The organism is Carnobacterium sp., from assembly GCF_045617425.1.
Classification (GTDB): domain Bacteria; phylum Bacillota; class Bacilli; order Lactobacillales; family Carnobacteriaceae; genus Carnobacterium_B.
Genome location: NZ_JAZLIO010000011.1, coordinates 58035 through 84306 on the forward strand (window position 1 = coordinate 58035; position 26272 = coordinate 84306).

The 26272-nt window shown below is 34.8% G+C and carries 24 protein-coding genes; 6 read left to right on the forward strand and 18 right to left on the reverse strand.

The genetic code is table 11. The annotated features are described in order from the left end of the window. Positions 1 to 70: 70 nt before the first annotated feature. From ACKI3H_RS06340 to obgE, 9 genes are all read right to left on the reverse strand, one after another. Positions 71 to 583 (reverse strand): adenine phosphoribosyltransferase, encoded by a 513-nt coding sequence (locus ACKI3H_RS06340; RefSeq protein WP_407371445.1) that lies wholly within the window; start codon positions 581 to 583, stop codon positions 71 to 73. A gap of 22 nt (positions 584 to 605) precedes the next feature. Beyond that, positions 606 to 2705 carry a single-stranded-DNA-specific exonuclease RecJ gene (gene recJ, locus ACKI3H_RS06345; RefSeq protein WP_407371446.1) on the reverse strand — a complete coding sequence of 700 codons (2100 nt, stop codon included), beginning with the start codon at positions 2703 to 2705 and terminating at the stop codon, positions 606 to 608. Positions 2706 to 3509: 804 nt separating this feature from the next. After that, positions 3510 to 3833: a single-stranded DNA exonuclease RecJ gene (locus ACKI3H_RS06350; protein WP_407371447.1), complete on the reverse strand. Its 324-nt coding sequence runs from the start codon at positions 3831 to 3833 to the stop codon at positions 3510 to 3512. Between the two features lie 195 nt (positions 3834 to 4028). Beyond that, complete coding sequence (locus ACKI3H_RS06355; protein ID WP_407371448.1) at positions 4029 to 4895, reverse strand: DegV family protein; 867 nt, start codon at positions 4893 to 4895, stop codon at positions 4029 to 4031. Between the two features lie 2 nt (positions 4896 to 4897). Continuing rightward, positions 4898 to 5485 (reverse strand): DUF1836 domain-containing protein, encoded by a 588-nt coding sequence (locus ACKI3H_RS06360; RefSeq protein WP_407371449.1) that lies wholly within the window; start codon positions 5483 to 5485, stop codon positions 4898 to 4900. 169 nt (positions 5486 to 5654) lie between these two features. Next, positions 5655 to 6086 carry a lipopolysaccharide assembly LapA domain-containing protein gene (locus tag ACKI3H_RS06365; protein ID WP_407371450.1) on the reverse strand — a complete coding sequence of 144 codons (432 nt, stop codon included), beginning with the start codon at positions 6084 to 6086 and terminating at the stop codon, positions 5655 to 5657. A gap of 99 nt (positions 6087 to 6185) precedes the next feature. Further along, positions 6186 to 6989, reverse strand: coding sequence for an SDR family NAD(P)-dependent oxidoreductase (locus tag ACKI3H_RS06370; RefSeq protein ID WP_407371451.1), 804 nt, complete (start codon positions 6987 to 6989; stop codon positions 6186 to 6188). Between the two features lie 13 nt (positions 6990 to 7002). Beyond that, complete coding sequence (rnz, locus tag ACKI3H_RS06375) at positions 7003 to 7941, reverse strand: ribonuclease Z (protein ID WP_407371452.1); 939 nt, start codon at positions 7939 to 7941, stop codon at positions 7003 to 7005. Positions 7942 to 8103: 162 nt separating this feature from the next. After that, entirely contained in the window at positions 8104 to 9411 is a 1308-nt protein-coding gene (gene obgE / locus ACKI3H_RS06380; protein ID WP_407371486.1) for a GTPase ObgE, read from the reverse strand. A 435-nt stretch (positions 9412 to 9846) separates the two neighbouring features. Between obgE and ACKI3H_RS06385 the strand changes: the two genes are divergently transcribed. From ACKI3H_RS06385 to ACKI3H_RS06405, 5 genes are all read left to right on the forward strand, one after another. Then, the gene (locus tag ACKI3H_RS06385; RefSeq protein ID WP_407371453.1) at positions 9847 to 10596 is read left to right on the forward strand and encodes a peptidylprolyl isomerase; all 750 of its coding nucleotides are present in this window, start codon (positions 9847 to 9849) and stop codon (positions 10594 to 10596) included. Between the two features lie 313 nt (positions 10597 to 10909). Continuing rightward, positions 10910 to 11662 (forward strand): DeoR/GlpR family DNA-binding transcription regulator, encoded by a 753-nt coding sequence (locus ACKI3H_RS06390; RefSeq protein WP_407371454.1) that lies wholly within the window; start codon positions 10910 to 10912, stop codon positions 11660 to 11662. Beyond that, a complete protein-coding gene (gene pfkB / locus ACKI3H_RS06395; RefSeq protein ID WP_407371455.1) occupies positions 11659 to 12576 on the forward strand; it encodes a 1-phosphofructokinase in 918 nt (305 codons plus the stop codon). Before ACKI3H_RS06390 ends, pfkB begins: the two co-directional genes overlap by 4 nt. A 24-nt stretch (positions 12577 to 12600) precedes the next feature. Continuing rightward, positions 12601 to 14505, forward strand: a complete 1905-nt coding sequence (locus tag ACKI3H_RS06400; protein ID WP_407371456.1) for a fructose-specific PTS transporter subunit EIIC — start codon at positions 12601 to 12603, stop codon at positions 14503 to 14505. Between the two features lie 177 nt (positions 14506 to 14682). Next, a complete protein-coding gene (locus ACKI3H_RS06405; RefSeq protein ID WP_407371487.1) occupies positions 14683 to 15555 on the forward strand; it encodes a cation diffusion facilitator family transporter in 873 nt (290 codons plus the stop codon). A 91-nt stretch (positions 15556 to 15646) separates the two neighbouring features. On the opposite strand, the gene ACKI3H_RS06410 is transcribed toward ACKI3H_RS06405, so the two are convergent. Continuing rightward, positions 15647 to 16372 carry an amino acid ABC transporter ATP-binding protein gene (locus tag ACKI3H_RS06410; protein WP_407371457.1) on the reverse strand — a complete coding sequence of 242 codons (726 nt, stop codon included), beginning with the start codon at positions 16370 to 16372 and terminating at the stop codon, positions 15647 to 15649. After that, positions 16365 to 17846, reverse strand: coding sequence for an ABC transporter substrate-binding protein/permease (locus ACKI3H_RS06415; protein ID WP_407371458.1), 1482 nt, complete (start codon positions 17844 to 17846; stop codon positions 16365 to 16367). The genes ACKI3H_RS06410 and ACKI3H_RS06415 overlap by 8 nt, the downstream gene beginning before the upstream one ends. A gap of 228 nt (positions 17847 to 18074) precedes the next feature. Between ACKI3H_RS06415 and ACKI3H_RS06420 the strand changes: the two genes are divergently transcribed. Beyond that, the gene (locus tag ACKI3H_RS06420; protein WP_407371459.1) at positions 18075 to 18239 is read left to right on the forward strand and encodes an SPJ_0845 family protein; all 165 of its coding nucleotides are present in this window, start codon (positions 18075 to 18077) and stop codon (positions 18237 to 18239) included. 28 nt (positions 18240 to 18267) lie between these two features. Here the strand turns inward: ACKI3H_RS06420 and ACKI3H_RS06425 are convergent, their stop codons facing one another. The 7 genes from ACKI3H_RS06425 to ACKI3H_RS06455 form a co-directional block, all read right to left on the reverse strand. Next, positions 18268 to 18585, reverse strand: a complete 318-nt coding sequence (locus tag ACKI3H_RS06425) for a nucleoside triphosphate pyrophosphohydrolase family protein (protein WP_013710907.1) — start codon at positions 18583 to 18585, stop codon at positions 18268 to 18270. A gap of 24 nt (positions 18586 to 18609) precedes the next feature. Then, complete coding sequence (gene hemL, locus ACKI3H_RS06430) at positions 18610 to 19854, reverse strand: glutamate-1-semialdehyde 2,1-aminomutase (RefSeq protein WP_407371488.1); 1245 nt, start codon at positions 19852 to 19854, stop codon at positions 18610 to 18612. A 28-nt stretch (positions 19855 to 19882) separates the two neighbouring features. Continuing rightward, entirely contained in the window at positions 19883 to 21295 is a 1413-nt protein-coding gene (gene hemA / locus ACKI3H_RS06435; protein ID WP_407371460.1) for a glutamyl-tRNA reductase, read from the reverse strand. Positions 21296 to 21410: 115 nt separating this feature from the next. Then, complete coding sequence (gene yihA, locus ACKI3H_RS06440; protein WP_407371461.1) at positions 21411 to 21998, reverse strand: ribosome biogenesis GTP-binding protein YihA/YsxC; 588 nt, start codon at positions 21996 to 21998, stop codon at positions 21411 to 21413. A 215-nt stretch (positions 21999 to 22213) separates the two neighbouring features. Further along, positions 22214 to 23461 carry an ATP-dependent protease ATP-binding subunit ClpX gene (gene clpX, locus ACKI3H_RS06445; protein ID WP_407371462.1) on the reverse strand — a complete coding sequence of 416 codons (1248 nt, stop codon included), beginning with the start codon at positions 23459 to 23461 and terminating at the stop codon, positions 22214 to 22216. A gap of 225 nt (positions 23462 to 23686) precedes the next feature. Further along, positions 23687 to 24967, reverse strand: coding sequence for a trigger factor (gene tig / locus ACKI3H_RS06450; protein WP_407371463.1), 1281 nt, complete (start codon positions 24965 to 24967; stop codon positions 23687 to 23689). Positions 24968 to 25128: 161 nt separating this feature from the next. Beyond that, entirely contained in the window at positions 25129 to 26088 is a 960-nt protein-coding gene (locus ACKI3H_RS06455; protein ID WP_407371464.1) for a hydrolase, read from the reverse strand. Positions 26089 to 26272: the final 184 nt, after the last annotated feature.

Consider the following 26272-nt stretch of genomic DNA (forward strand, 5'->3'; position numbering starts at 1 on the left):
TGTCATTTTTCAAAAAAAAATAGCACAAAAAAAGGAAAGACATTGTCTCTCCTTTTTTTGTTAAATGGTATTAATACTCCATTAAAGCTAAAATATCGTAGCCTTTAATTTTGTCACGACCATTTAAATCTTTTAATTCCACTAGAAAAGCAGTTCCAACAACTATTCCACCAAGCTTTTCAATCAACTCGATTGTTGCAGCAATCGTTCCACCAGTAGCTAGTAAATCATCACAGACAAGGACTTTTTGCCCAGGTTTGATGGCATCTTGATGAATCTGCAAGGTATCTTTTCCATATTCTAAACCATACGTAACTTCAATCGTTTCACGAGGTAATTTTCCTTTTTTACGTGCAGGAGCGAAACCAATACCCATTTCATGTGCTACCGGACAGCCAACAATAAAGCCGCGCGCTTCAGGCCCAACAATCATTTCAACGCCCTTGTCTTTTGCATATTTCACAATTTCATTCGTGGCAAAACGGTAAGCTTTTCCATCAGCCATTAAAGGAGAAATGTCACGAAAAACAATTCCCTTTTCAGGAAAATCAGGGACATCTGCAATATATTTTTTTAAATCCATTAAAACTTTTCCTCCATTCAATTTAAGGTGTTGCTTTTATTTGTTGTTTCATCCAATTCTCCAACTCAGAAAAATGACTGTAAACAAAAAAGTTTTCAGATTGAATTTGTTTTAGTCGTTTTTGATAAGCTGCTGCTTTCTCTAATTCTTTTTTCTGAACGTCTTTAACGACATTCATAACACCATCTGTTATTGTAACAAATCCTATCTCTAAAAACACTGAAATAATAAAAATTAAATTATTTTCCTTTATTTTTAAATGATTAGCTAATAAATTCAGTTTATTTCGTACATCAATATCGACATGTGCTGCCGTGTACTTAAAGACTTGTCCAAATTGACTCCGATTTGGCATCCCATTTAAATACAATTCTTCTCGGCTATAAAAACAAGCAATAATTTTTTCAGGACTAGACTGAGCTAAGAGCTCTTTGACCGAATCAATATTGAAAGGACAATCAACAAAAATTAATTGAGTTGTTTTCATTTCAAATTGTGAAAAAGAATCAGGAGTTGTTAATGTATGACTATAACTCTTATCCGATAAAAGATGCGCATATTGTTCACTATTTTGTTGATCAAAAAAGACAAAGTCTGCTTCCTCAATTTTCCATAGCGATGAAGGTATATGAGTACTTCTAGAATCAAAGACTTGTACCCCTTCAATGGCTAAATCTTCTAACATCATTTGTGTTTTGCGCGAACCATTCCATTCGTTGATAGCTAATTTACCTACTACAGAAATAGATGAATGTAATCCTATTTCTTCCACAATAGGACCAAATTGAAAACCAATCACGTCTAAAAAAGCGTTGTCTTCAGCAAGTTTCATTTTCAAATGAGCTTGATCCCCGCCAATTCGACGAATATCTTGAGATTCAACATTTTTAAAAAGGAAAGTCGGTTTAAGATTATCCGTACCAAAAGGAGCTAAACGGTTTAATTCCTCCACTACTTCTACAGTTGCTTCTTTGATACTCAATTGGCCGTCTATTTGTGTTTCTTCACCCATTTCTTGGGCTACGCCATTTTCTATAGCATATTGATTGAGTTCACTTTGAATACGTTCAATGTTCTCTAAAGGAACCGTTAAACCAGCGGCCATATGATGTCCACCAAACGTAGTGGTAAATTCTCGAACGTTATCCAACGCATTATACAGATGAAATGCCGGTATACTCCTACCAGAACCTTTAGCCAAACCTTTAGCTGGATCAATGTTTAGGACTAGAGCTGGTTTTCCAGTTTTTCCGACAATTTTACTAGCCACAATACCTAAGACGCCTTCATGCCAGTCTTCTTTTGCTAAAACATAGACATCTGGATCTACATTATTTTTTTCAATCATATCAAATGCTTCATTCGTTATCGTAGAAACATAGGCTTGACGTTCGGTATTTTTTTCTTGGACCAACTGTGCTAGCGAGGCTGCTATTTCATCATCAAAAGTCGTCAACAATTCGACAGCTGGAGAGGCATCTCCTAGTCGTCCCACAGCATTTAGGCGTGGTCCTATAATAAATCCAACGGTTTCTTCATCAATTTCTTCACGCTTTATTTTTGCTAATTGAAATAAAGCGGACAAACCGATGCGTTGGGTATTTTGTAACACAACTAATCCTTGCATCACTAAAGCACGATTCTCATCCGTTAACGAGACTAGGTCGGCTATCGTTCCTAAGGCAACCAAATCTAATAATTCTACCGGTATTTCTCCTAATAATGCTGTTGCTAATTTAAAAGCAACTCCCACTCCAGACAGTTCGCCAAAGGGATACAATCCTTTTGGGTGTCTCGGATGAATGACAGCATAGGCCGAGGGCAATATACTTGGCAATTCATGGTGATCCGTGACAATGACATCTATTCCTAATACTTTTGCCCGCTCGATCGCATCGTGTCCAGCAACACCATTGTCACAAGTGACAATCAATTGTGTACCGTGTTCGATTAAGCGTTCGAAGGCTGCTACATTAGGTCCATATCCATCTGTAAATCGATTTGGAATGTAGTAGTTGACTTCTCCACCAATCATTTCAATCGTTTCTTTTAAAACGGCTGTACTTGTGACGCCATATAGTGATAGGTAACCTCTTGAATTGATCTCCAGGTTTTCCCCCACTCCACACCGTGCGTGAGACTTTCACCTCACACGGCGTTCCATCGTTTTAGACTATTTAAACTTAAAGTTGCCTATCGCAAATTAAATAAAATGTATAATTGCTTTAAGCTTATAATTTAAAAAATTCTATCTGAATTTAAGGTGATATCTAATCACCGTGCAACTCTAGTTTATTAAAGATAGCCTAAATCGACTCGAGCCCCTCCCTCCACTATTTGTTATCATAGCTTCATCGGTACTATGGCTCTACTTTCACTTAGGTAAATTAGCTTATTATACTCTTATGAGATTTTCGTCTAAACTGTTTCATTTGCTGGTAAAAGCATCCACATCCTAAGCTTCATACGTTCCAACCCAATTATCTTGTTCTATATATCCTTAGGTTTCTTCTATGGGCCGTTGCACTTGATTATCCCTTTAAGATAATATGGTATTTCATAACGTCAGATTTTTACTCTACCACATGCAATAAGATTGGTTTAAGGCGCAATCTTAGCGCTGCATTTCTACATCACCTACGTATCGACTCGTACATTCGAAGATTCGTCAGTTTCTTTTAAGAAACATTCTAACCCTAGATAATTTCTAAGACCCCCAGCCTATCAAAAGCGTAACCCACCTCTGGATTTTTTTCGTGTAAGGATTTCACCTTACTTACGGCTTTTTTCAGCTGACTTTACCGAGCTTTATACTTTTGAGCTTTTTACCTATCCAAAAGCATATCGGAGGATTAGGGGAGTCGTTTCAAGACGTTACTCTCTCATTCCAACTCTCATTAGATCAGTTCTCCATGTCCTAGTAAAATTAAAAACATGTGCACAAACTTTTCATTTGTGAACGTATCGCACCTGCATCATAGTCGCCATAAATCGTTATCTGTTCTCCTTGTTCAACCGCATTTGTGATCCTAGAAACCGCACGTTCCATGTCATACATCAGATAAGGGTCATAGATCCACGACTCATCTGGTTTGATGAATCGTTCTATTTTTTCTCTAGAATCTAGGCCTCTTTGTAAACACAATTCAATAAACAAAGAAGACGTTTTTAATGCTTTACTTAAATCTGTTGCTATTTCAGTATTAGTGTTTCGTTCTTTTAATTTCCATTTTGTACGTGATTTCAACAAATTATCCCACTCCTAACTGCACCATTATATCAAAAATAATAGGTATAGATATAGTATTTCTTCCTTTTAAAATAGAACATGAATTGTCATTGAAAAATTCTGTTTATCTCAAATTCTTAATGGATCATTACTAGAACAACAAAAAAAGATCGGACATTTTGTCCCGATCTTTTAATTAACTCATCTGACTCACTGTTAATCTTCTATAATATGAACACCGATCCCAATTAATCCAGGGCCCGTATGCACTCCTAGAGCTGGACTAATTTGGTCTTCATATATTGTAACGAAGTTTGGCAATTCCTTTTTAAGTTCTAGTCGAATATCGTCAACTTGGACCTCTGCTGTCTTACCACCATAAGCTATTGCTAAATGGTATTTTTTTGCATCTCCAGCAAATTCAGTTGCTAGATCAATAGCGCGTTGAATACTTTTTTTATTTCCGCGCACTTTTGCAACTGTATAATAAATTCCATTATCATTACAAGAAATAACCGGTTTTAAATTTAAAACATTTCCTAAAATAGAGGATACTAATCCGATACGTCCACCTTTTTGCAAATATTCTAAAGTTGGCACATGGAAAAATATTTTAGATTTTTTTACGTCCTGCTTTAATTTTTCTTTGATAACTTCCCATTCCAGTTCTTTTTCAACATACTCTGCAGCCTGGATAGCTAAAAAACCACTACCGATTCCAATATTCTTGGTGTCTAAAGTAAAAACATCTAATCCTTCAACATTTTCAGCCATTAAACGAACCATATTGTTTGTCCCGCTAAGTCCGCTTGAAATGGTAACAGCAATAACTTTTTCATAACCTTCATTTTTAAATTCTTGTAGCATCTCACTAATCACTTCACCACTTGGTAAAGACGTTTTTGGAATCTCTTGTTCTAAACGATCGTATACATCTTGCGCATGAATATCTACCTTATCGGTGTATTCTTTATCCTTATAGATGATTTTTAATGGAATGACTTTCATATCGGCTTTATTGACAACCTCTATCGGAACATCCGAACCTGAATCAACTAAGAACCCTATTTTTTGTTTGTTCATGTTTATTCCTCCAAATTTTTGGTTTTATTTTTTTTATTGTCGCTTTCTTCTTGCTTCGTATGAACCAAATAGAGAACTTTTTCAGTAACAATTTTTGTAGCGACAGCTATTGTAGCTGTTCGAACGATCAGAGTTGTATTATCTGTACTATCTGGCAATAAGGGTTTCTTATCAACTTGTTTGATATGAGAAGCAACAGCTCTTAGAGCATACTCCTGCTCGGTACAAAACAAATCATACGCTTCTCTGATTCCACTTATGGACGCTTGATATAAGATGCCTTCTTTTACTTCAGGAATTGTAACCACTTGTTTTAAAATTGAAATAGCAATTAAGTACGCTAAATGTTTTTTCGTGTATCGTTTCTTAACTGGAGGAGGAATTAATCCTAATTTAACATAGTTATTGATCATCGACGAAGTAACAATTTGTTTTTCATCACTCACTTTAAAAATAGCTAAATAGCGTTCAATTAGATTTAATACTTGGTCCATATAAAGATCAAAATCAGGTAATTCTTCCCATCTTGGAAAAGTATATTGGCTTATTTCATTTGACCATTCTAATAGATCTTCCTCAATTTTATTCATATAATCACCTTTTTATTTCATTTCTGTTAGTAATAGTTTAACACAATTACATCCACTAGACAAACTAGTTTTACATACTAGATGATGGAATTAAAAAATGAATTCAGTCCAAATAAAAAAAGAATAAACCCTAAAGTTTATTCTTTTTTCCATCAACATAATATCTCTTTTATTGTTTGGGTACTGAATCAGTTGGTCCGTTTGAAGAGGTCCTCGTTGTTTGCGTCATTCGATTGACCAATTCTCTTTCTAGACTACTGATTTTATCTGTTTTCTCACTAATGATAACATCTTTTTTAGTTAATTGATCCTCATAGTCTGCTCTGATTCGAGCAATAGCTTCTTCTTTTCTGCTTTCTGCATTTTCTAATTCTTTTTTGCCATTTTTTAACTCTTTTTTGTTTCTATAAGTCGTACTAGTAGAAATTAGAACAGTCGTTAAAGCTCCAATAAATAACGAGCCTAAAATAATCATGATTAAAGGCCAAGTTACTTCTGTAAAACCAAAACTAACTGGAACTGACTCAACATTTAAAACAGCAAAAAAGGCTACAATTACAATAAGTATAAGTGCTACAATTGTTCCCCATTGTTTTTTCATAAAGTGCGTATCTCCTTTCAAATAGACTCATTCGTTCTATTTTATAGTGTTATTTTAACACATTAGCTCGGACGAACACTATGAAAATGCTTGCGCACTTTATTTATTGTTAAATAAATCTCCAGCTAAGTAATCTCCAATACGTGGGAAGAGGGTATAAAATTTCCCTGCAATTTCTAATAGTGCAGGCATGTTTAATTCTCTTCTAGGTGTACCCATCAAAGAAACAATGCGACCAGCAACAACTTCAGCATTTAATACCATATGTCCAACTTTTTCTAAATAAGTTCCACTTTCATCTGCAATATCAAAAAAGTTTGTTTCAATAGGACCTGGGTTGACTGTTGTTACAAAAATATTTAGCGGTTTTAATTCTAAACGCAATGCATTGGAATAACCAATAACAGCAAATTTACTTGCAGAATAAATAGTTGATTTAGGTGTAGCCATTTTTCCAGCTTGAGAAGCAATATTGATAATGTGGCCGTGTTGTCTTTCTGCCATTTCAATTGCAACTAATTGAGTCACATACATTAGACCTAAAACATTTACACGAAACATTCTTTCAGCTATGTCCATATCAAAAGTTAATGCATTTTCAAAATGTCCAAATCCTGCATTATTGACAAGAACATCTACTGTTCCAACGGTCTGATAAATTTCATTGATTACTTTTTTTACTTGCTCAGCATCTGAAACATCTAATTCAAAAGCAAAAGCTGATTTATTCGATAGCTGCTCGCAATTTGCTTTAACTTGTAAAAGTAAATCTTTTCTCCTTGCGGTAACTACCACAATAGCTCCTTTTTTTGCAGCTTCATAAGCGATCTTTTCACCTAATCCAGTTGAAGCACCGGTAATAAAAACAACTTTATCTTTGAGTGTATTCATATTTTTTTTCATCATAAGCTCCTTTTTATTTATCTGTTCTAATAAGCGGGATATCAATTTCATCAAAATCATTCGCAATTTGAGTATTAGGAAATACTTTTCGTGCTTCTTTTTCCAATAAATAAATGTCTCTACCTAAATAGCGAGCGCTAATATGGGTCAACACTAATTTAGCGACATGTGCTTCTTTAGCAACTTCTGCAGCATCTATATTTGTAGAATGGTTATAATCTCTAGCCATTTTACGATTCGATCCGTCAAATGTACTTTCATGAACCAATACAGAAGCATTCTCAGCAAGCAATACATTATTTTTTGTTTTCTTAGTGTCACCTAAAATGGTCACAATACGACCTTTTTGAGTTTCACCGATGAACTCTTTTCCACTAAAAGTTCGACCATCTTCTAAGGTAATCGTTTCACCTTTTTTTAATTTTCCATACATTGGCCCAAAAGGAATACCAGCTTCTTTCACTTTATCGGCTTGTAACATTCCTTGATGATCAGCTTCTTCAATACGATAGCCAAAAGACTGAATGCCATGTTTTAACTTACGGCAAATGACTTTAAACTTCTGATCTTGAAAAATCATTCCTTCTTCAGTAATTTCATGAAAATGTAGCGGATACTTCAAAATAGTTCCTGAAGTTTTCAAGCACACTTGAACATAATTCTTAATTCCTACAGGACCATAAATGGTTAACGGACTATCTCCTCCTTGAAAAGAGCGACTGCTTAAGAAACCAGGAAGTCCAAAAATATGATCTCCGTGTAAATGTGTAATAAAAATCTTATCGACTTTACGCGGTTTTAAAGTAGTGTGTAAAATTTGTTGTTGAGTTGCTTCTCCACAATCAAAAAGCCAAATCGTATTCCGTTCTTCTAATAATTTTAGTGCAATACTAGTTACATTTCGTTGCTTTGCGGGTACTCCTGCACCTGTACCTAAAAATAATAATTCCATTTCATCCTGTCCTAACCATTAAAGTATCATTCATTTAACTCCAAAATTGCACTTGACCGTTCGATATATTTTACCAAACTTTTCTCAAATAAGCGATAATGAGATTAAAAAGAAACGACCAAGCAATCAACTTTTTGATTGCTTGGTCGTTTTAGTTTGATGTTACTCAACAAACTCAAATTCGTATTTCATGATACGGACTAAGTCTCCATCTTTCGCGCCACGTTCACGCATTTCTTCATCAATTCCCATCGTTCTTAACTGACGAGCAAATCTTAAAACAGAAGCATCGTGATCAAAATTAGTCATCTTGAATAGTTTTTCAAGTTTATCCCCGCTTAATACCCATGTAGCATCAGGGTCTCTAGTAATAGCATAGCCTTTTTCTTCAGGAGTATGTTTATACATAACGGTATCTTCTTCTTGATCCAACTCATATAAGGGAAATTCTGGTGTTACATCTAATACATCAGCTGTTGCATTTAATAAGTTTTGTGTTCCTTTATGTGTAATAGCTGAAATAGCAAATATTTGAATGTCCTCTTCATACTCATCTTTTTTAAGAGCTTTTATTTTTTCTTTAAATTCAACTAAATTTTCTTCTGCGCCAGGCATATCCATTTTATTGGCAACAATAATTTGTGGACGCTCCATTAAACGTAGATTATGCGTTTCTAACTCTTTATTGATGGCAACGTAATCATCATATGGATCACGGCCTTCACTTCCACTCATATCGATAACATGTAAAATAACGCGAGTGCGCTCTATATGACGCAAGAATTGTGTTCCTAAACCAATTCCTTGAGAAGCTCCTTCAATTAATCCTGGTAAATCAGCCATAACAAAGCTACGTCCGTCTGGCGTTTGAACCATTCCTAAATTAGGCACTAAAGTTGTGAAATGGTAAGCACCAATCTTAGGACGGGCAGCTGAAACAACGGATAACAGTGTAGATTTTCCAACAGAAGGGAAACCAACTAATCCTACATCAGCTAAAACCTTTAATTCCATTTCAATTTTATAATCTTCTCCTGGCTCACCATTTTCAGCAATTTCAGGAGCTGGATTTCTAGGAGTAGCAAAACGACTGTTTCCACGACCACCACGACCACCCTTAGCTACCACAAGTTTGTGTCCATGATGAACTAGATCACCTAAAACTCTACCCGTTTCTGCTTCTTTAACAGTTGTACCAGGTGGTACTTTAATGATATTGTCTCCTGCTCCACGGCCATGCATGTTTTTACTCATACCATTTTCGCCATCTTCTGCTTTAAAATGACGGTTAAATCGGAAATCCATTAATGTACGTAAACCTTCGTCTACGACAAAAACAACATCCCCACCTTTACCTCCATCTCCACCAGCTGGGCCTCCATCGGGCACAAATTTTTCACGGCGGAAAGCTACCATTCCATTACCGCCATCTCCGGCTTTTACGTTAATTGTTACTTGATCTAAAAACATTGACATTTTTATTTTCCTCCTCATTTTTAAGTGTATGAGATTTAGTTATTTTCTAGGTTACACAATGGATCTGGCGCTGCATCTTAATATTACATTTGTTCCAAGATGTAAACAAGAAAGCCAATTATCACATATCCTCTAAAAATGAAATACGTTCAGTATACCCAATTTTAGTCCATTATCTATTGTACGTCTATTTGATGCATTTGTCTATTTTTAAATGAGGATACTGTCAGATATACTTCTAAATAGTCTAAATTAAAAATATCTGTTTCTAATTCACTCATTGTACCATCATTTCATTTTAACTATTTAATTATTCTCTCATTTGTAGTATGATTTATTAGGACATTTTCTATTTGAATACTCATTTGGACAGAAAAGTGAATTTTTAATATTAAGCGAAATGGCTTAAAGACTAAAAGGACGTGCACCATGAAAAGAAAGAAAAGTTACATTATTGGATCCACCTTATTTATAATTGCAATAGGTTTAATGATTTTTGGCATCCATACGTTATCAAAGAGTACTGGAGCAAGCTTCACGACTATGTTTAATCCTGAAAGTTCTCTTAATCAATCCACTTCGACTAATGAGAAACCTGTAAATTTACCGCAATTGACTAACGAAGTCAGTGAAGATGAGATTGAAGTTCATATCACCACTTCTATGGGTTTGATTAAAGTTAAAGTTTTTCCAGATCTGGCACCAAAAGCAGTAAAAAATTTCATTACTCATAGTAAAGAAGGTTACTATAATGATACGATCTTCCATCGAGTCTTAGCCGACTTTATGATTCAAAGCGGTGATCCTAAAGGTGACGGTACTGGAGGTGAGAGTATCTGGGGCGAACCATTTGAAACAGAGATATCTTCTCAGTTATTCCATATCCGTGGGGCTTTAGCAATGGCAAAAACAAATGCTCCCGTTTCAATAGGTAGTCAATTTTACATTGTTCAAAATCCGATGGATGTAAGTGCGTCAGCTGACCCTGCTATTACACCTGATGATATATTAGAGGCCTATATTTCAGGAGGCTACCCTTCCCTTGATCAGCACTACACCGTTTTCGGTCAAGTAATTGAAGGGATGGATGTGGTTGATACCATAAGTGAAGTTGAGACCGATTCACTTGATAAACCTTTGCAAGAAGTTAAAATTGAATCTATTGAAGTAATAGAATAAAACTCTATCATTAATCGTTGACACGCTTATATAGTCATTAAGTTAGGAAAGGAATCTAAAAGATTCCTTTTTTTTTTTCGTTGAAATTGTACTGTTTTTTCCCATCTAAATATAATCCATACTGAACTGGTATACTAGATAGTATTTTAAAAACACTAGTGTTTTGTTTTTTTTACATAATCTGGTATACGTTAGTTCTATTTTTCTTTGATAGTATCTTGCTTGTAACGCTATTAAAAAAAGATGAAATCGGTTTACTTTTGATTGCTTTTGACTGTTTTTGGTGGTAAAGTAGCGCTATTGGAGGGATATAATGCTTACTGAAGAACGTTACAACTTCATATTAGAAAAATTAAATCAATATGGAGTTATTAAGTCCCAAGAACTTATGTTAGAGATGGATTGTTCAGAATCCACTATACGTCGTGATCTCGCTTCACTTGAAGAACAAGGGAAACTTGTGCGTGTGCACGGTGGCGCAAAGAGAGTATATACTGTTGAACAAGAGCAATCGCTTATTGAAAAATCAGTCAAAAACGTCCACAATAAAGAAAAAATCGCAGAACTAGCTGCTTCTCTTGTTGATGATGGTGATACTATTTTCTTAGATGCAGGATCAACTACTTTTTTTATGGTCCCTTTTTTAAAAGGAAAAAAAATTCGTATTGTGACTAATGCTGTTCAACATGCTCTTTTGCTTGCAGATCAAAACAACGATGTTCTGCTCATTGGCGGAAAGCTGAAAAATACTACGCAAGCAATTGTTGGAACTACAAGTGTTGACCAATTATCTCGTTATCGTTTTAATAAATCTTTTTTAGGAATGAATGGTATCGATAAAGATTATGGTTTTACCACTCCTGATCCGGAAGAAGCTAACGTTAAACAACAAGCATTTATGAATAGTTCAAAAACGTATATTCTTGCTGATGAAACAAAATTTAATAAAGTTACTTTTGTAAAAGTTTGTACTATTGATGACGCATTTATTATCACAGATCATCTATCTTCTACTAATTATGAAAGTTATTTTAATACAACAACAATATTGGAGGCAAAATCATGATTTATACAGTAACACTAAATCCATCAATCGACTATATTGTACATGTTCCTTCCGTACAACTAGGCGAATTAAATCGTATGGATAACGATATAAAACTTCCTGGTGGCAAAGGAATCAATGTTTCTCGTGTGTTAAACCACATCAATCAAACTTCAACAGCACTTGGCTTTTTAGGCGGTTTCACAGGTAATTTCATTGCTGATTGGCTAGAAAAAGAAGGCGTCCAAACTCAGTTTGTTTCTATTAAAGGAGATACACGTATCAATGTTAAATTAAAATCTGATACTGAGACAGAGTTAAATGCTCAAGGTCCTGTGATTTCACAAGATGAAGCCGATCAACTAATCAATCAAATCGATTTAATAAAAGATGATGATATCATCATTCTTTCGGGTAACAAGCCCCCTTCTCTATCTGAAGATTTTTATCAAAATTTAATTGCCAAAGTCGTTTTAAAACAAGCAGATTTTGTAATTGATACAACTGGGTCTGAATTATTGAATGCCTTAGTGCATAAACCGTTGTTAGTTAAACCAAACCATCACGAGTTAGCTGAGCTATTTGATACTACGTTTCATTCATTAGAAGATATTATCGTGCATGGTAAAAAACTAATCGACTTAGGTGCTCAATATGCATTAGTTTCAATGGCTGGTGATGGAGCTTTATTCTTTACAAACGAACAAGTTTATCAAGCTACTGTTCCTAAAGGAATCGTAAAAAATTCTGTCGGCGCTGGAGATTCTATGATTGCTGGATTTGTTGGGGCGTTAGTTGATACGAAAGACCCGTTAAAAGCTTTTCAAAAAAGCGTGGCTACTGGAAGTGCTACAGCATTTTCAGATGATCTAGCAACTAAAACGGAAATTGAAGCTTTATTAACAAACGTTACAATTACAGAACTAACTTTATAAAATTGATTTAGGAGGAAAACAACTATGAATATCAACGATTTATTGATTAAAGATGTTATGATAATGGATTTACAATCAACAACTAAAGAAGGCGTTATAGATGAAATGATTGCAAGCTTAAAAGCAAACGATCGGATCAATGATGCTGACCTATTTAAGAAAGGAATCATGCACCGTGAATCGCTAACCTCTACAGGTTTAGGAGACGGAATTGCTATGCCTCACGCTAAAACAACTGCTGTAAATGAAGCAACTGTTTTATTCGCTAAAAGCACAAATGGAGTTGACTATGATTCATTAGATGGCCAACCTGCTCATTTGTTCTTTATGATCGCAGCTCCAGAAGGCGCAAACGATACTCATTTACAAGCGTTAGCAAACCTTTCTCGTCTATTGATCCACCCAGACTTTGTTCAATCTTTAAAAGAAGCAAAATCTGCTGAAGAAGTTCGTTCTCTTTTTGCAGCTGCTCAAGAAGTACAAGAAAAAGAAGCTGCAGCTGAAATTGAAGAAACGACTTCTCCTTCTAAAAATCAAGAAGGAAAAAAACCTTTTGTTATAGCTGTAACGGCTTGTCCGACTGGAATTGCACACACCTATATGGCTGAGGATGCTTTAAAGAAAAAAGCCGCTGAAATGGGTGTTGAAATTAAAGTTGAAACAAACGGTTCTGACGGAATCAAAAATAAATTAACAGCTGCAGATATTAAAAGAGCTGATGGCGTGATTATTGCCGCTGACAAAAAAGTTGAATTAGCTCGTTTTGACGGAAAACCTGTTTTACAACGTCCAGTTAGTGATGGTATTCGTAAAACAGAAGAATTGATTACCAAAGCAATGAACAAACAAGCACCAATTTTTTCTTCAAATGGAGAAAAAGATGAATCAGCTGAAAATGATGAATCTGGCTCATGGGTCAATCGTGTCTATAAAGATTTAATGAATGGAATCTCAACTATGCTACCTTTTGTTATCGGTGGCGGTATATTGATGGCTATCTCGTTCTTAGTTGAAAGATTCTTAGGTGATACAAGTACACTCTTCTTGTTCTTGAATAGTGTCGGAGGCAATGCTTTTAACTTCTTGATTCCTATTTTAGCTGGTTACATTGCGTTAAGTATTGCCGATCGACCTGGTTTGATGCCTGGTATGGTTGGTGGATTAATTGCTGTAAATAGTAACGCTGGTTTCTTAGGCGGTCTTGCGGCAGGGTTCATAGCTGGTTATACAATTTTAGCTTTGAAAAAAGCGTTAAACGGATTGCCAAAATCTCTTAATGGTTTAAAAGCAATTCTCTTCTACCCAATTCTTGGATTATTGATTACTGGTGCACTAATGTTCTTTATTGTTGGACCCATCTTCGCAACAATAAATGTTGCTATGATTACTTTCTTAGAAAATCTTGGAACGGGTAATGCAGTACTTTTAGGAGCTTTACTGGGTGGCATGATGGCTATCGATATGGGTGGTCCTTTCAATAAAGCAGCTTATGCTTTTTCAATCGGAATATTTACAGATACAGGTGATGGTGCTTTGATGGCTGCAGTTATGGCCGGCGGTATGGTTCCCCCTCTAGCAATCGCATTAGCTAGCACTTTCTTCAAAAATAAATTTAATGAAGATGAAAGAAAATCAGCTATTACGAATTATGTTATGGGATTATCGTTTATTACTGAAGGAGCAATTCCTTTCGCTGCTGCTGATCCTCTTCGTACAATCGGATCTTCAGTTGTAGGAGCAGCAATTGCTGGTGGATTGACTCAATTATGGAATATTACAATCCCTGCACCACATGGTGGTATATTTGTTGTAGCTCTTTCAAATCACTGGGTTTTGTTTTTAGTAGCCTTAGTAATTGGAACAATCATTTCAGCAGTTATTCTTGGTCTATGGAGAAAACCTGTTACAACTGAAGGATTGATTAAATAAAAGCACTTTTAGAAATTTTGTAAAAAAAATAGGTGAATTTCCAACTGAGGTTAAGGCGTTCTGCCCTAACCTCAGTTTTTTTGTCTACATAAAAACTAATTGCTATTCATCTTAACTTTAGGTAAACTAAATGCTATTACTTAATTTCATTTTGAAGGGACGTCGAACAGTTTGACGATGATAAAAGATCGTTATGAGGAATTAAAACTTGCTGAACGTGGAGCGTTGCTTAGCATCGTGACTTATCTTTTTATTGCTACACTAAAATTAATTATTGCGAACTATTCTGGTTCAAGCGCTTTAAGAGCCGATGGTTTAAACAATACGACAGACACAATTGCCTCAATTGCTGTTCTGATCGGTTTAAGGCTGGCTAGACGACCGCCAGATGATAATCATCCTTATGGGCATTGGAAAGCTGAAACTGTTGCAAGCATGGTTACTTCGTTCATTATGCTAGCTGTAGGGCTGGAAGTCCTTATTTCTGCAGTAGAACATCTTTTTGTACCTGAAAAGACTTCTCCAGACTTAATTGCAGGTTATGCAGGTCTGTTTTCAAGCATTGTTTTGATGGCTATTTATTTATATAACAACAAACTGGCAAAAAAACAAAAAAGTAAATCGTTACAAGCTGCATCTAGAGATACTTTCAATGACAGTTTAATCAGTTTATCAACGGCTATAGCCATTTTTGCTTCTAATTTTAACATGGCTTGGTTAGACAGTGTTATGGCCATTATTGTTTCACTGATCATATTGAAGACAGCATTTGAAATCTTTAGAGAAAGCGCGTTTGAACTATCTGATGGATTTAATGAAAATGACTTAAAGGAATTTAAATTTACAATACTGACTTTGCCTGAAGTTTTAGAAGTAGAATCTATTAAAGGCAGAACATATGGGACTATTATTCATGTAGATGTTATTATAAAAACAAATCCAGAAATGAGTGTTAAGAGGAGCCATGAATTAACGGAACAGGTTGAACAGTTATTAGCAGATGATTTTGGTGTGTTTGATACAAAAGTTCATGTTGAACCAATTGAATAAAGTAATAGGCAACTTAAAAAGGAACCTACGATAATCCTATCGTAGGTTCCTTTTTGTATAGCTTTAATTAATAACCAGAATCTTATACTCGTTACAAGATTTTAGCTAAAAAGTCTTGTGTTCTTTGATGCTGTGGATTATTGAACAGCTGATCAGGCTTGCCTTCTTCAACGATATAACCGCCATCCATAAAGATTACACGATCTGCCATTTCTTTAGCAAATCCCATTTCATGTGTTACAACGACCATCGTCATACCAGTTCCAACTAAATCTTGCATCACTTTAAGTACTTCACCAACCATTTCAGGATCTAACGCTGAAGTTGGTTCATCAAAGAGCATAACATCAGGATCCATCGCTAACGCACGAGCGATTGCTACCCTTTGTTGTTGTCCACCAGATAGACTTGACGGATAAGCTTCAGCTTTATCTGACAGTCCAACTTGCCCCAAAAGTCGAATCGCTTGCTCATGTGCTTCTTTATCAGGTACACCTTTAACTTTTACTGGTGCTACTTTTAAGTTTTCTAAGACTGTCATATGAGGAAAAAGATTAAAACTTTGGAAAACCATTCCCATCTTTTCACGCAACTGATTTAATTTTGTTTCATTTAGACCAGTCAAAGCAGTTCCTTCGAAAATGATTTCTCCACTTGTCGGTTTTTCTAGTAAATTTAAGCAACGAAGCAGCGTGCTTTTACCTGATCCAGATGGACCTATAATGACGACTACTTCCCCTTTTTTTACTTCTTGATTGATATCCGTCAATACTTCATTGTCACCAAAAGATTTTTTTAAATGATCTATCTTAATCATGATTCATCTTCCCTTCATAGTGATTTAATAATTTAGTCAAACTAAATGTTAAGATAAAGTAGATGATCATAGTAACGACTAATGGTGCGATTCCTCTGTAAGAAACAGATGTCACAACTCTTGTCTGGAAAATAAGATCACTTACACCGATAATTGATACGATTGAACTTTCTTTAATAACCGTTATAAACTCATTCCCTAATGCTGGCCAAATATTTTTAAGTGCTTGTGGGAAAGTGATTTGACGCATGGAAATCTGTTTGCTCATTCCTAAACTTCTTGCTGCTTCAGCTTGACCCTTAGGCACAGAGTTTAAACCAGAACGGATAATCTCACAAATATAGGCTGCGCTGTTTAAAGAAACGGCTATAATCCCAGACGCTAATGCCGGAATATTTATAAGGTAACCTACAGCAAAATAGATAAACATTACTTGAATCATCATAGGTGTTCCACGAACAAATTCAACATAAGCTGTTGCGACAAAATGCATGATTTTATTTTTACTCATTCTCATAAAGGATAAAACGACACCTAGTATAGAACCAAAAAAGACACTCACTACTGAAATAAGAATCGTATATCCCGTACCTCTTAAAAAGTACTGCCAATAATTAAAAATACTATTACTGCTCTCCTCATCTTCACTCGTTCCTTGTTGAGTAGCTTGAAGATAAGTTCCAGCTTCCTCTAGATAATCAGCAATCAAATCTTGTTCATTGATTTCTGTTAACGAAGTATTTACAGCTTCTACTAAAGACTGCGTTTCCTTTTTAAAAGCGATTGCCGATCCTTGTTCACCTTCTTCTAAAAGGAAATCTCCATCAAATGTGACTAATTGATTGTCACTTCCTATGTAGGCTTCTGCACTAGGTTTTTCCATCAAAATAGCTTCGATTTTATTCGTTTTTAAAGCTAAGATTAGATCAGTGATTTTTGATAAGCTCAACATTTCTGAATCAGGCATTTGTTCTTTAGCAAGTGTTTCTTGGAGAGAGCCTGTTTGAACACCAACTTTCATTCCTGTTAACTCATCAGCTTTTGTATAAATTTCTTTATCCGCTTCTCTTACAACAATATTTTGTCCTCCTGTATAGTAAACATCCGAGAAATCAACACTTTGTTTACGTTCATCGGTAGGACTCATACCTGAAATGACCATATCGACCTTTTCTGACTCTAATGCTGGTAGAAGACTATCAAAACCGATATCCTCAATCTTTAATTCAACACCTAGATCCTCTGCAATTTTTTGAGCAATTGAAATATCCATTCCTACGATCGTGTCTTTTCCATCAACCGTACTATGAAATTCGTAAGGTGGGAAATCAGCACTGGTCCCTATTACTAAGGTTCCTTTTTTTTGAATATCTTGTAAGGCCGTATCTGCTGCTGATACTGTTTCGCCTGGTACAAATAGACCAAATACAGTTAATAAACTAAGTACAATTAAATAAAATGAATTCTTTTTCATATCTCTTCCTCTTTCCTAATGTTCTCTTCTCTTTGACTTATAAATTATCATAACAGATTAAGAATATTTATACAATATTTTTTGGAAATATTTACTTTTATAGTCTTTTAATCTAATTATATACATTTTTAATGTATATATGAATTTTTGAAATGATTTTTTCTAAGAAAGAGTTGTTTTATTTGCAGATTGGGTCTACTATAGGATTACAGAAAAAGGAGGTTTAATATGGGACAAATTCATAAAAATGAAACAAGTTTGGATGATTTATTCAGTAAATTTGCGATTGATCCTGAAGACGAACTTGTTTTTCCAACACCTGAAAAGGAACAATTGATAGATGATGAAAAGAAAAAAGGTTTATTAGATAAAAAAAATAGAAATGCTGAATAGCACATGTGCTTTCAGCATTTCTATTTTTTTATTCAATACGATTGCGACTTCGCTCTGTAGAAAAGCCATCTGGATAGCGACGTTTCAATTTTTCGATGTTTTGTACTGCTGCTTCTTCAAAGGGAATATCAGCCCACTCCGCAATTTGAGATAAGTACCATAAAACGTCTCCTAGTTCCTTGGTTAGCTCTTTTTTATCTAAATCATGACCATGAAAAGTGTACTTTTTAACTAAATCGACCAATTCACCAGCTTCACTGGCTACGCCTAAAGCGCAATTGGTTAAGACTTGCTCATTTCCATATAATGTACGATTGGCTAATTTTTGATATTCATTAAATTCCATCTTGAAATAACTCCTTTAGTCTTTCTATTTTACATTTTTCAATGCTTTAAAACTCGCTTCCATAGCATCTAAAGTTCGTTCGATATCTTCTAGAGTATGAGTAGTGGATAAAAAGATTCCTTCAAATTGAGAAGGAGGCAACAATATTCCTCGATTAATCATTTCTTTATAATAGTCAGCAAAAAAGAATGTATCACTTGCCTTACTTTGGGCATAGTTAGTCACTGGTCCTTTATTAAAGAATAACCCAATCATACTCCCCGCACGATTGATCGTAATCGGTACATTGTATAAAGCACTTAATGAAAGAATTCCTTTTTCAAGTGCATCCCCTAAAGTTTCAAAGTAACGATAATCTTTTTCTGTTAATTGAGACAGTGTAGCTATCCCCGCAGACATTGCGATTGGATTTCCAGATAAGGTACCCGCTTGATAGACGCTACCTGCTGGAGCAATATGTTCCATGATGTCTTTTCTTCCACCATATGCTCCTACAGGTACACCACCACCAATCACTTTTCCTAAACAAGTTAAATCTGGCATTACATTATAGTATCCTTGAGCACTATGGTAGCCTACTCTGAATCCGCTCATTACTTCATCAAAGATCAATAATGCACCATCATCTTTTGTAAGTGCACGCAATCCTTCTAAAAATCCTTTTAAGGGTGGAATAACGCCCATATTTCCCGCTACAGGTTCAACGATTACAGCTGCAATCTCTCCAGGATAAGTTTGAAATAACGCTTTAATCGCTTCTAAATCGTTATAGGGGGCAACTAAAGTGTTTGACGTTGTACTTTTTGGAACTCCGGGTGAATCTGGCAAGCCTAGCGTCGCAACTCCAGAACCTACTTTTACTAATAGAGCGTCATCATGACCATGATAACTTCCTTCTAGTTTGACTATTTTATCTCTACTTGTAAAACCCCTTGATAAACGTAATGCGCTCATTGTCGCTTCTGTGCCCGAATTTACAAAACGAACCATTTCTACAGAAGGTACGCGTTGGATAACCAATTCAGCTAATTGATTTTCTAAAAGTGTTGGCATCCCAAAACTAGTTCCAAAACTTGCTGTACGTTGGATTTCACTTATTACGTGATTATTTGCATGACCTAAAATCAATGGGCCCCACCCTAAAACATAATCAATGTACTCATTGCCATCTATATCATGTACGTGACTGCCCTTACCTTTTTGAATAAATACAGGAGGAACGTCTACTGATTTAAATGCTCTTACTGGGCTGTTAACTCCTCCCGGCATTAAATGAAGGGCCTTTTCAAAAGACTCCTCAGATTGTTTTGTTATTCTCAACGTTGTTCTCCTCACTTTCCGCTATAAGAACTTCAGTTGTGTCTTCTGTATTTTCAGATTCAACCGAAAAACCTAATGCTTTAGCAAAAAATTTCAGATCTTTCTTTGAATCTCTTGAAGATTTTTTTCTCGCTAAATCCTTTAATGACTCGATTGGTTTTCGTTTCATCTGGTTAATGATACTTTGAATATGCTTATCGATTAAAACCATCTGATGATCTGTTAAGTCAGGCAATTTTCTTTCTAAGCTGGAGAGCGTTTTTTCTTTTATCTCTATCGCTTGGTCATGAAGTTCATTTAAATAAGGAACCGCTTGTCTTTCTTGATACCATTGATCAAAGGCTATTACTTCTTCAAGTAAATCGGATGTTATTCTTTTCACGATTTTATCTTTATCTAAATCAATTTCATCTAAACGAAAACTAATTTGATCCATGTCAAAAACTTGAATACCTTCAATATATTGGAGACTAGGTTCAATATTTCGTGGAACTGCTAAATCCATGAAAAGTTGTTTTTTCTTTGTTAAACGAATCGTAGCCATTTCCTCAATTGTTTTTTCTGTAACTAAGTAACGTTGCGCTTTGGTAGCAACGATAACGCCGTCAGCAACAGCTAATGACATTGGTAGATGATTGAAGTCTGCAGTAAAGAAAAAACGGCTTAGCATACCCGTGTGATGCTTCTTTTTAGCCCATACATTCATTTCGTGAGCTAAATCATTTACTTTTTGTTCATTTCGACCAATGAGCGTTATATGAGTAGCACCTTGGTGAAATAACGTTTTTGCTGCTAAACGAATCATTTTTCCTGATCCAATTAGAAGGAAACGTTTATCGCTTATGCTTTCCCACTCTTCTTTAAAGAGTTTAACAGCAGCTGATCCGGGATTATAAGATAGTTGATCTAAGTTTGTTTTAGTATGCATTTTTTTTGAAAAAGAAATAGACTTATGAAATAAAGAATTTAAAATCGGGCCAGATGTGCGCTGTTCAATAGCTATTGCAAGAGCCTGTTTTACTTGACTAAGAATTTGAGTCTCTCCAATGATCAATGAATCAAGACCTGTAGCTACATTAAAAAGATGTTTTGCAGCATCTAAATTTGATTTTCCATAACTTGTTGAAATGACTTCAGCTATTTCATATCCTGTATGATTTGAAAGATAACGAAGCATATCTCCATGCATAAATTCATTTTGGTCAATGTAAAGGTAATATTCTGTTCGATTGCATGTTGAAAGAATAACAGCTTCTTTAACTCCTGGAAAAGAGAGTACTTTAGCAAGTTGTTCTGGTATTTTATTTTCTTCAATTGTGTAGTGTTCTCTAATTTCTATCGGTGTTGTTTTATGGCTAACCCCATATAATAAGATTTTCAATAGTACCATCCTCTTATTCTTCATCATTCTAACTGATAATAAATGGAAAAGATAGAATTAAACTACTTTTCTACCCTTTCCATGGTTCACATATCAACTATTTTTAATTTGTATCGGTAAAAAGTTATCTTTTAATATAACTTTCAATTAAACTCCAAGCTTTATCTTTTCCTTCTCCAGTTTCAGATGAAAAAAGAACGAACTCATCTTCTTCTCTTAAGTTCAATTTATCTTTGACAATTTTAATGTGTTTGTTCCATTTGCTTCTTGGAATTTTATCGGCTTTTGTAGCAATCACAATCACAGGAATAGAATGATATTTTAAAAACTCGTACATTTGTACGTCATCTTCTGTTGGCGGGTGTCTTAAATCTACGACAGAGAGAGCTGCTTTTAATGTGTCTCTTTGAGTAAAATAAGTTTCTAGCATTTGTCCCCATTTGGCACGTTCAGTTTTAGACACTTTAGCATACCCATAGCCTGGAACATCAACAAAATAGAAAGTATCTTCTATTATGTAGTAATTAAGTGTTTGCGTTTTTCCGGGTTTTCCTGAAGTTCTAGCCAAACCATTTCGGTTAATCATTGTATTGATAAAAGATGATTTCCCAACATTTGAACGTCCAGCTAAAGCAATTTCAGGTAGTCCAGTATTTGGATATTGAGCAGGCGAAACCGCACTTATGACAATATCAGCTTTATTTACTTTCATGATTTAATCTCCATCTCTAATTATAAATTCTTTTACCATTCTAACATATTAAAGCACTCAATGACATTCCAAATTTGAATCCTGTTCGACTTTATCTATAGAGTCTAATGGTATTCATAAAATGAAGCACAAATTAAAAAAATAAACGAAGCTAGGACCGATGCCCAACTTCGTTTATGATTTTTAGCTGATTCATACTAACTTTTTAATTAAAATCAACTGATTTTTTTGCCTTCAATATCAAAGAAATCTGGATTTCCTGAACCACTTACTGTATCTTTTGTGATCACACATTTAACAATTTCTGGACGACTTGGTAAGTCAAACATAATTTCTAGCATGATTGATTCAATGATAGAACGTAAACCTCGTGCACCAGTATTGCGCTCAATAGCTTTTTTAGCGATTTCTGTTAAAGAATCATCTTCAAATTCTAGTTCAACTTCATCTAAAGCTAACAATTTTTTATATTGTTTTACAAGAGCATTTTTTGGTTTTGTTAAAATATGAACCAAATCATCTTCAGTTAGTTTTTCTAACGCAGCCATTACTGGCAAACGTCCAATAAATTCTGGAATCAAACCAAATTTCAATAAGTCTTCTGGGATAATTTGTTGCATCACGCTTTGGCTTTCATCTAATTTTTTCTTAGAAGAACCAAAACCGATTACTTTTTCTCCCATACGATTTTTAACAATCGTTTCGATTCCATCAAAAGCACCACCTACAATAAATAAGATATTGCTTGTGTCTAATTGTATAAATTCTTGATGAGGATGTTTTCTTCCACCTTGTGGAGGAACGTTAGCTACTGTTCCTTCTAGGATCTTAAGCAAGGCTTGTTGAACACCTTCTCCACTTACATCACGTGTTATTGATACATTTTCGCCTTTACGCGCAATTTTGTCAATTTCGTCGATATAAATAATTCCTTTTTGAGCTCGTTCTACATCATAATCAGCTGCTTGCATTAGTTTTAAAAGAATATTTTCAACATCTTCTCCAACATAGCCTGCTTCTGTTAAACTTGTAGCATCTGCTATTGCAAATGGAACATTTAAAATACGAGCCAAACTTTGAGCAAGGAAAGTTTTCCCAGAACCAGTTGGTCCAATCAAACAAATGTTACTTTTTTGCAATTCGATACCGTCTTTTTCTTCGCCACCCATTTGATTTACACGTTTATAATGATTGTATACTGCTACCGATAGCGATTTTTTCGCTTGGTCTTGACCAATCACATAATCATTTAATATTCCTCTGATTTCATGAGGTTTAGGCACTTCTAAAAATTCACCATAGCCTGCATCATTGAACTCTTCATCAATAATCTCTTTACACAAATCAATGCACTCGTTACAAATATATACACCTGGACCAGCAACAATTTTTTTTACTTGGTCTTGTGATTTGCCACAAAATGAGCAACTCACAGGTCCTTTTGCTTCTTCATCATTAAACATTCGTGTCCACCTCTATTCTCATTCATACCACTTATAATAGTAGCAGATTTGTCACTCATATTACAATGAGAATCGTTCAAATCTTAAATAGCATAGCATAATATTTCCTTTAATGCTAGAATTTAAACTGTTTCTCTTTCATACAAAAAGAAGGAGCTTCAAAAGATATTTCTTTTTGAAGTCCTTCATTTTTGTCAGTACTATTTATCATTAAAGGAACAGCAATTATTTTTCTTCAGCTGTTTCAGTAATTAGATCAATAGCTTTTTTCATTGCAATATCGTGTTTTAACATTTCTGGAGTCAATGCAGCACGGACAGCTTTTTCATCCATACCGTATTGTTCGCCCAAGTTTTTGATTTCTTCATTAACTTCTTCTTCAGTAGTTTCAAAAGCTTCTGCTTCAACGATCGCTTCAAGAACTAAGTTAGTACGAGTTCTTAAATCAGCATCAGCTTCCATTTGTTTGTGTAGATCTTGTTCTGTAGTACCAGTAATTTGATAGTACATTTCAGGAGAAACACCTTGACGTTGCATATCGTTTAAGAAGACATCCATTTGACGGTGAACTTCGTCGTGAACCATTGCCCATGGAAGATCTTCAATTTTAGCATTGTCTACTGCTTGACGAATAGCTGATTCCTCAACTGCTTCATCAGCAGATGCACTTTTAGCTTCTGTTAATTGAGTTTTGATCTTTTCCTTTAATTCTGCTAATGTTTCAACTTCTTCATCAACATCTTTAGCAAATTCATCATCTAAAGCTGGTAATTCTTTTGCTTTAACTTCGTGTACTTTAACTTTAAAAGTTACAGCAGCACCTTTTAAATCTTCAGCATGGTAGTCTTCAGGGAAAGTTAAGTCAACGTCTAATTCATCTTCAGCTTTAACGCCTACAAGTTTTTCTTCAAAACCTGGAATGAATGAGTTTGAACCTAATTCTAATGAATGATTTTCGCCTTTGCCGCCTTCGAAAGCAACACCATCTTTAAATCCTTCATAATCGATAACAACAGTATCGCCTTCAACTGCAGCATCTTCTTTCAATACTAATTCAGCTTGTGCAGCACGTTTTTCTTCAATGTTTTTTTCAACATCTTCATCTGTTACTTCACGGTCTTGTTTTTCAACTGTTAAGCCTTTGTATTCCCCTAATTCAACTTCAGGTTTTACAGTAACTTCAGCTTCGATAACCCAAGCTTCGCCTTTTTCCATAGATTTAACATCGATTTTTGGTTGTGCAACTGGATCAAGACCAGCTTCTGCAACTGCAGCATCATATGCTTCAGGTAATACAGCATTCAATGCATCTTCATACAAAGCTTCTTCTCCATATTGTTTGTTGAAAATTGTACGAGGAACTTTCCCTTTACGGAATCCAGGTACACTTAAAGTGGATTTCACTTTGTTAAAGGCTGTATCTAAACCTTCTTTAATTTTTTCTTCTGAAATTTCAAATGTTAAGACACCATCATTTGTGCCTTTTTTTTCCCATTTTGCAGTCATATTATATTTCCCTCCGAAACACTCTATTTTTCGCAATAAAAAAGCAATTGCATACTCATTAATAGTACACTAAAGGCTGAAATTTGTAAATAAAAACAACGAATTAAAGATAAATCTGATTGAAGACTGTTTAAGGTCTCATTAAATTATTGAGTGACTAGTTAAACTAAATCTATTAATTCAAGGTCAATCCTCTGCATCCATTCTTCCATCCTTTTACTGTTCAAACTAGGTTCAATCGTTAATGTAAAAGAATTGTCGTAGCGTTTTTGATAAAGTTCAACCCATTCTACTGGTGAAGTGATCACGTCATCTATAAAAGGATACAGCACAAAGAAATGAAGCGATACTTCTTGAACCATTGATTGATAAAGAGTCGGATCATTTTGTTCAACACGCTCAGACAATAGCGACAATACTTCTTGAACAATCGCATGGTTCTTGATTGAGGTCAATAAAGCAGGTTGAATAACTTTTTTTTCTTTCATCCAGTAAATATCAAATTTTCCTGCTACTTTTTCAATGGCTAAGCGTTCTATTGCTGTTGCCTTAATAATCCCATTTACGTAAGGATTAGATAATATTGGTTTTACAGCTTGAATAAAAGGTTCTGATGGAATATCTTCTAATTCTTTCATAATAGCAGATTGTTCTGTAAAAGATTTATTTCCTAAAGAATAGGATTCTTTTAGCAAATACTCGACCTTTTTTTGTTTCTCAAGTTCAATTTTTGTTTGCTCTTCTTCTAACATTTCTTGAACAGCTGACCAATTTTCTTCAGAAGTTTCTGTTAGCGGAAATTTTTTCTTTCGAAATATAATGGCTTGTTCTGCTTGGAGAAACAAATGACATTTTATTAAAATGGCTGTATAAAAAAGAGCCAACGACTCTTCTTGTTCATAAAAAGAATATTTGTCATCTGCAATCTCTTTGGCTTTTGGATAATCTCCAACTTGATATAACGCAGTTGTATAATTTGTATTTAATAACTCATCTTGTTCTAACTGGTAAGCTTCTTCGAAAAATGGAATAGCTTCTTCCATTCTTCCTGATAAAAAATATTCCATCGCTTCTTTTTTATACCAGTCGTAATTCTTTGGAAAGGGTACTGTTTCTCCCATATTGTCACTCTCCTGCATTCATATCATTCAATAAAAAGAAGTTCATTTTGTTTTTTTATGTAGTCTTATTTTAGCATACATTTGTTCATTAAAGTGGATTAAGTTGAAGCGATTAGCGAAATTTATACAACTAAATGTCCACTTACACTGGGCTTACAAATTATGGTTTTATTCTTCAAAATTT

Bases quoted from the DNA above. Each gene is read 5' to 3' on its own strand.
- ACKI3H_RS06340 (WP_407371445.1), bottom strand. From the start codon at position 583: ATGGATTTAAAAAAATATATTGCAGATGTCCCTGATTTTCCTGAAAAG.
- ACKI3H_RS06355 (WP_407371448.1), bottom strand. From the start codon at position 4,895: ATGAACAAACAAAAAATAGGGTTCTTAGTTGATTCAGGTTCGGATGTT.
- ACKI3H_RS06360 (WP_407371449.1), bottom strand. From the start codon at position 5,485: ATGAATAAAATTGAGGAAGATCTATTAGAATGGTCAAATGAAATAAGC.
- ACKI3H_RS06365 (WP_407371450.1), bottom strand. From the start codon at position 6,086: ATGAAAAAACAATGGGGAACAATTGTAGCACTTATACTTATTGTAATT.
- ACKI3H_RS06370 (WP_407371451.1), bottom strand. From the start codon at position 6,989: ATGAAAAAAAATATGAATACACTCAAAGATAAAGTTGTTTTTATTACC.
- rnz (WP_407371452.1), bottom strand. From the start codon at position 7,941: ATGGAATTATTATTTTTAGGTACAGGTGCAGGAGTACCCGCAAAGCAA.
- obgE (WP_407371486.1), bottom strand. From the start codon at position 9,411: ATGTTTTTAGATCAAGTAACAATTAACGTAAAAGCCGGAGATGGCGGT.
- ACKI3H_RS06385 (WP_407371453.1), top strand. From the start codon at position 9,847: ATGAAAAGAAAGAAAAGTTACATTATTGGATCCACCTTATTTATAATT.
- ACKI3H_RS06390 (WP_407371454.1), top strand. From the start codon at position 10,910: ATGCTTACTGAAGAACGTTACAACTTCATATTAGAAAAATTAAATCAA.
- pfkB (WP_407371455.1), top strand. From the start codon at position 11,659: ATGATTTATACAGTAACACTAAATCCATCAATCGACTATATTGTACAT.
- ACKI3H_RS06400 (WP_407371456.1), top strand. From the start codon at position 12,601: ATGAATATCAACGATTTATTGATTAAAGATGTTATGATAATGGATTTA.
- ACKI3H_RS06405 (WP_407371487.1), top strand. From the start codon at position 14,683: ATGATAAAAGATCGTTATGAGGAATTAAAACTTGCTGAACGTGGAGCG.
- ACKI3H_RS06410 (WP_407371457.1), bottom strand. From the start codon at position 16,372: ATGATTAAGATAGATCATTTAAAAAAATCTTTTGGTGACAATGAAGTA.
- ACKI3H_RS06415 (WP_407371458.1), bottom strand. From the start codon at position 17,846: ATGAAAAAGAATTCATTTTATTTAATTGTACTTAGTTTATTAACTGTA.
- ACKI3H_RS06420 (WP_407371459.1), top strand. From the start codon at position 18,075: ATGGGACAAATTCATAAAAATGAAACAAGTTTGGATGATTTATTCAGT.
- ACKI3H_RS06425 (WP_013710907.1), bottom strand. From the start codon at position 18,585: ATGGAATTTAATGAATATCAAAAATTAGCCAATCGTACATTATATGGA.
- hemL (WP_407371488.1), bottom strand. From the start codon at position 19,854: ATGCCGGGAGGAGTTAACAGCCCAGTAAGAGCATTTAAATCAGTAGAC.
- hemA (WP_407371460.1), bottom strand. From the start codon at position 21,295: ATGGTACTATTGAAAATCTTATTATATGGGGTTAGCCATAAAACAACA.
- yihA (WP_407371461.1), bottom strand. From the start codon at position 21,998: ATGAAAGTAAATAAAGCTGATATTGTCATAAGTGCGGTTTCGCCTGCT.
- clpX (WP_407371462.1), bottom strand. From the start codon at position 23,461: ATGTTTAATGATGAAGAAGCAAAAGGACCTGTGAGTTGCTCATTTTGT.
- tig (WP_407371463.1), bottom strand. From the start codon at position 24,967: ATGACTGCAAAATGGGAAAAAAAAGGCACAAATGATGGTGTCTTAACA.
- ACKI3H_RS06455 (WP_407371464.1), bottom strand. From the start codon at position 26,088: ATGGGAGAAACAGTACCCTTTCCAAAGAATTACGACTGGTATAAAAAA.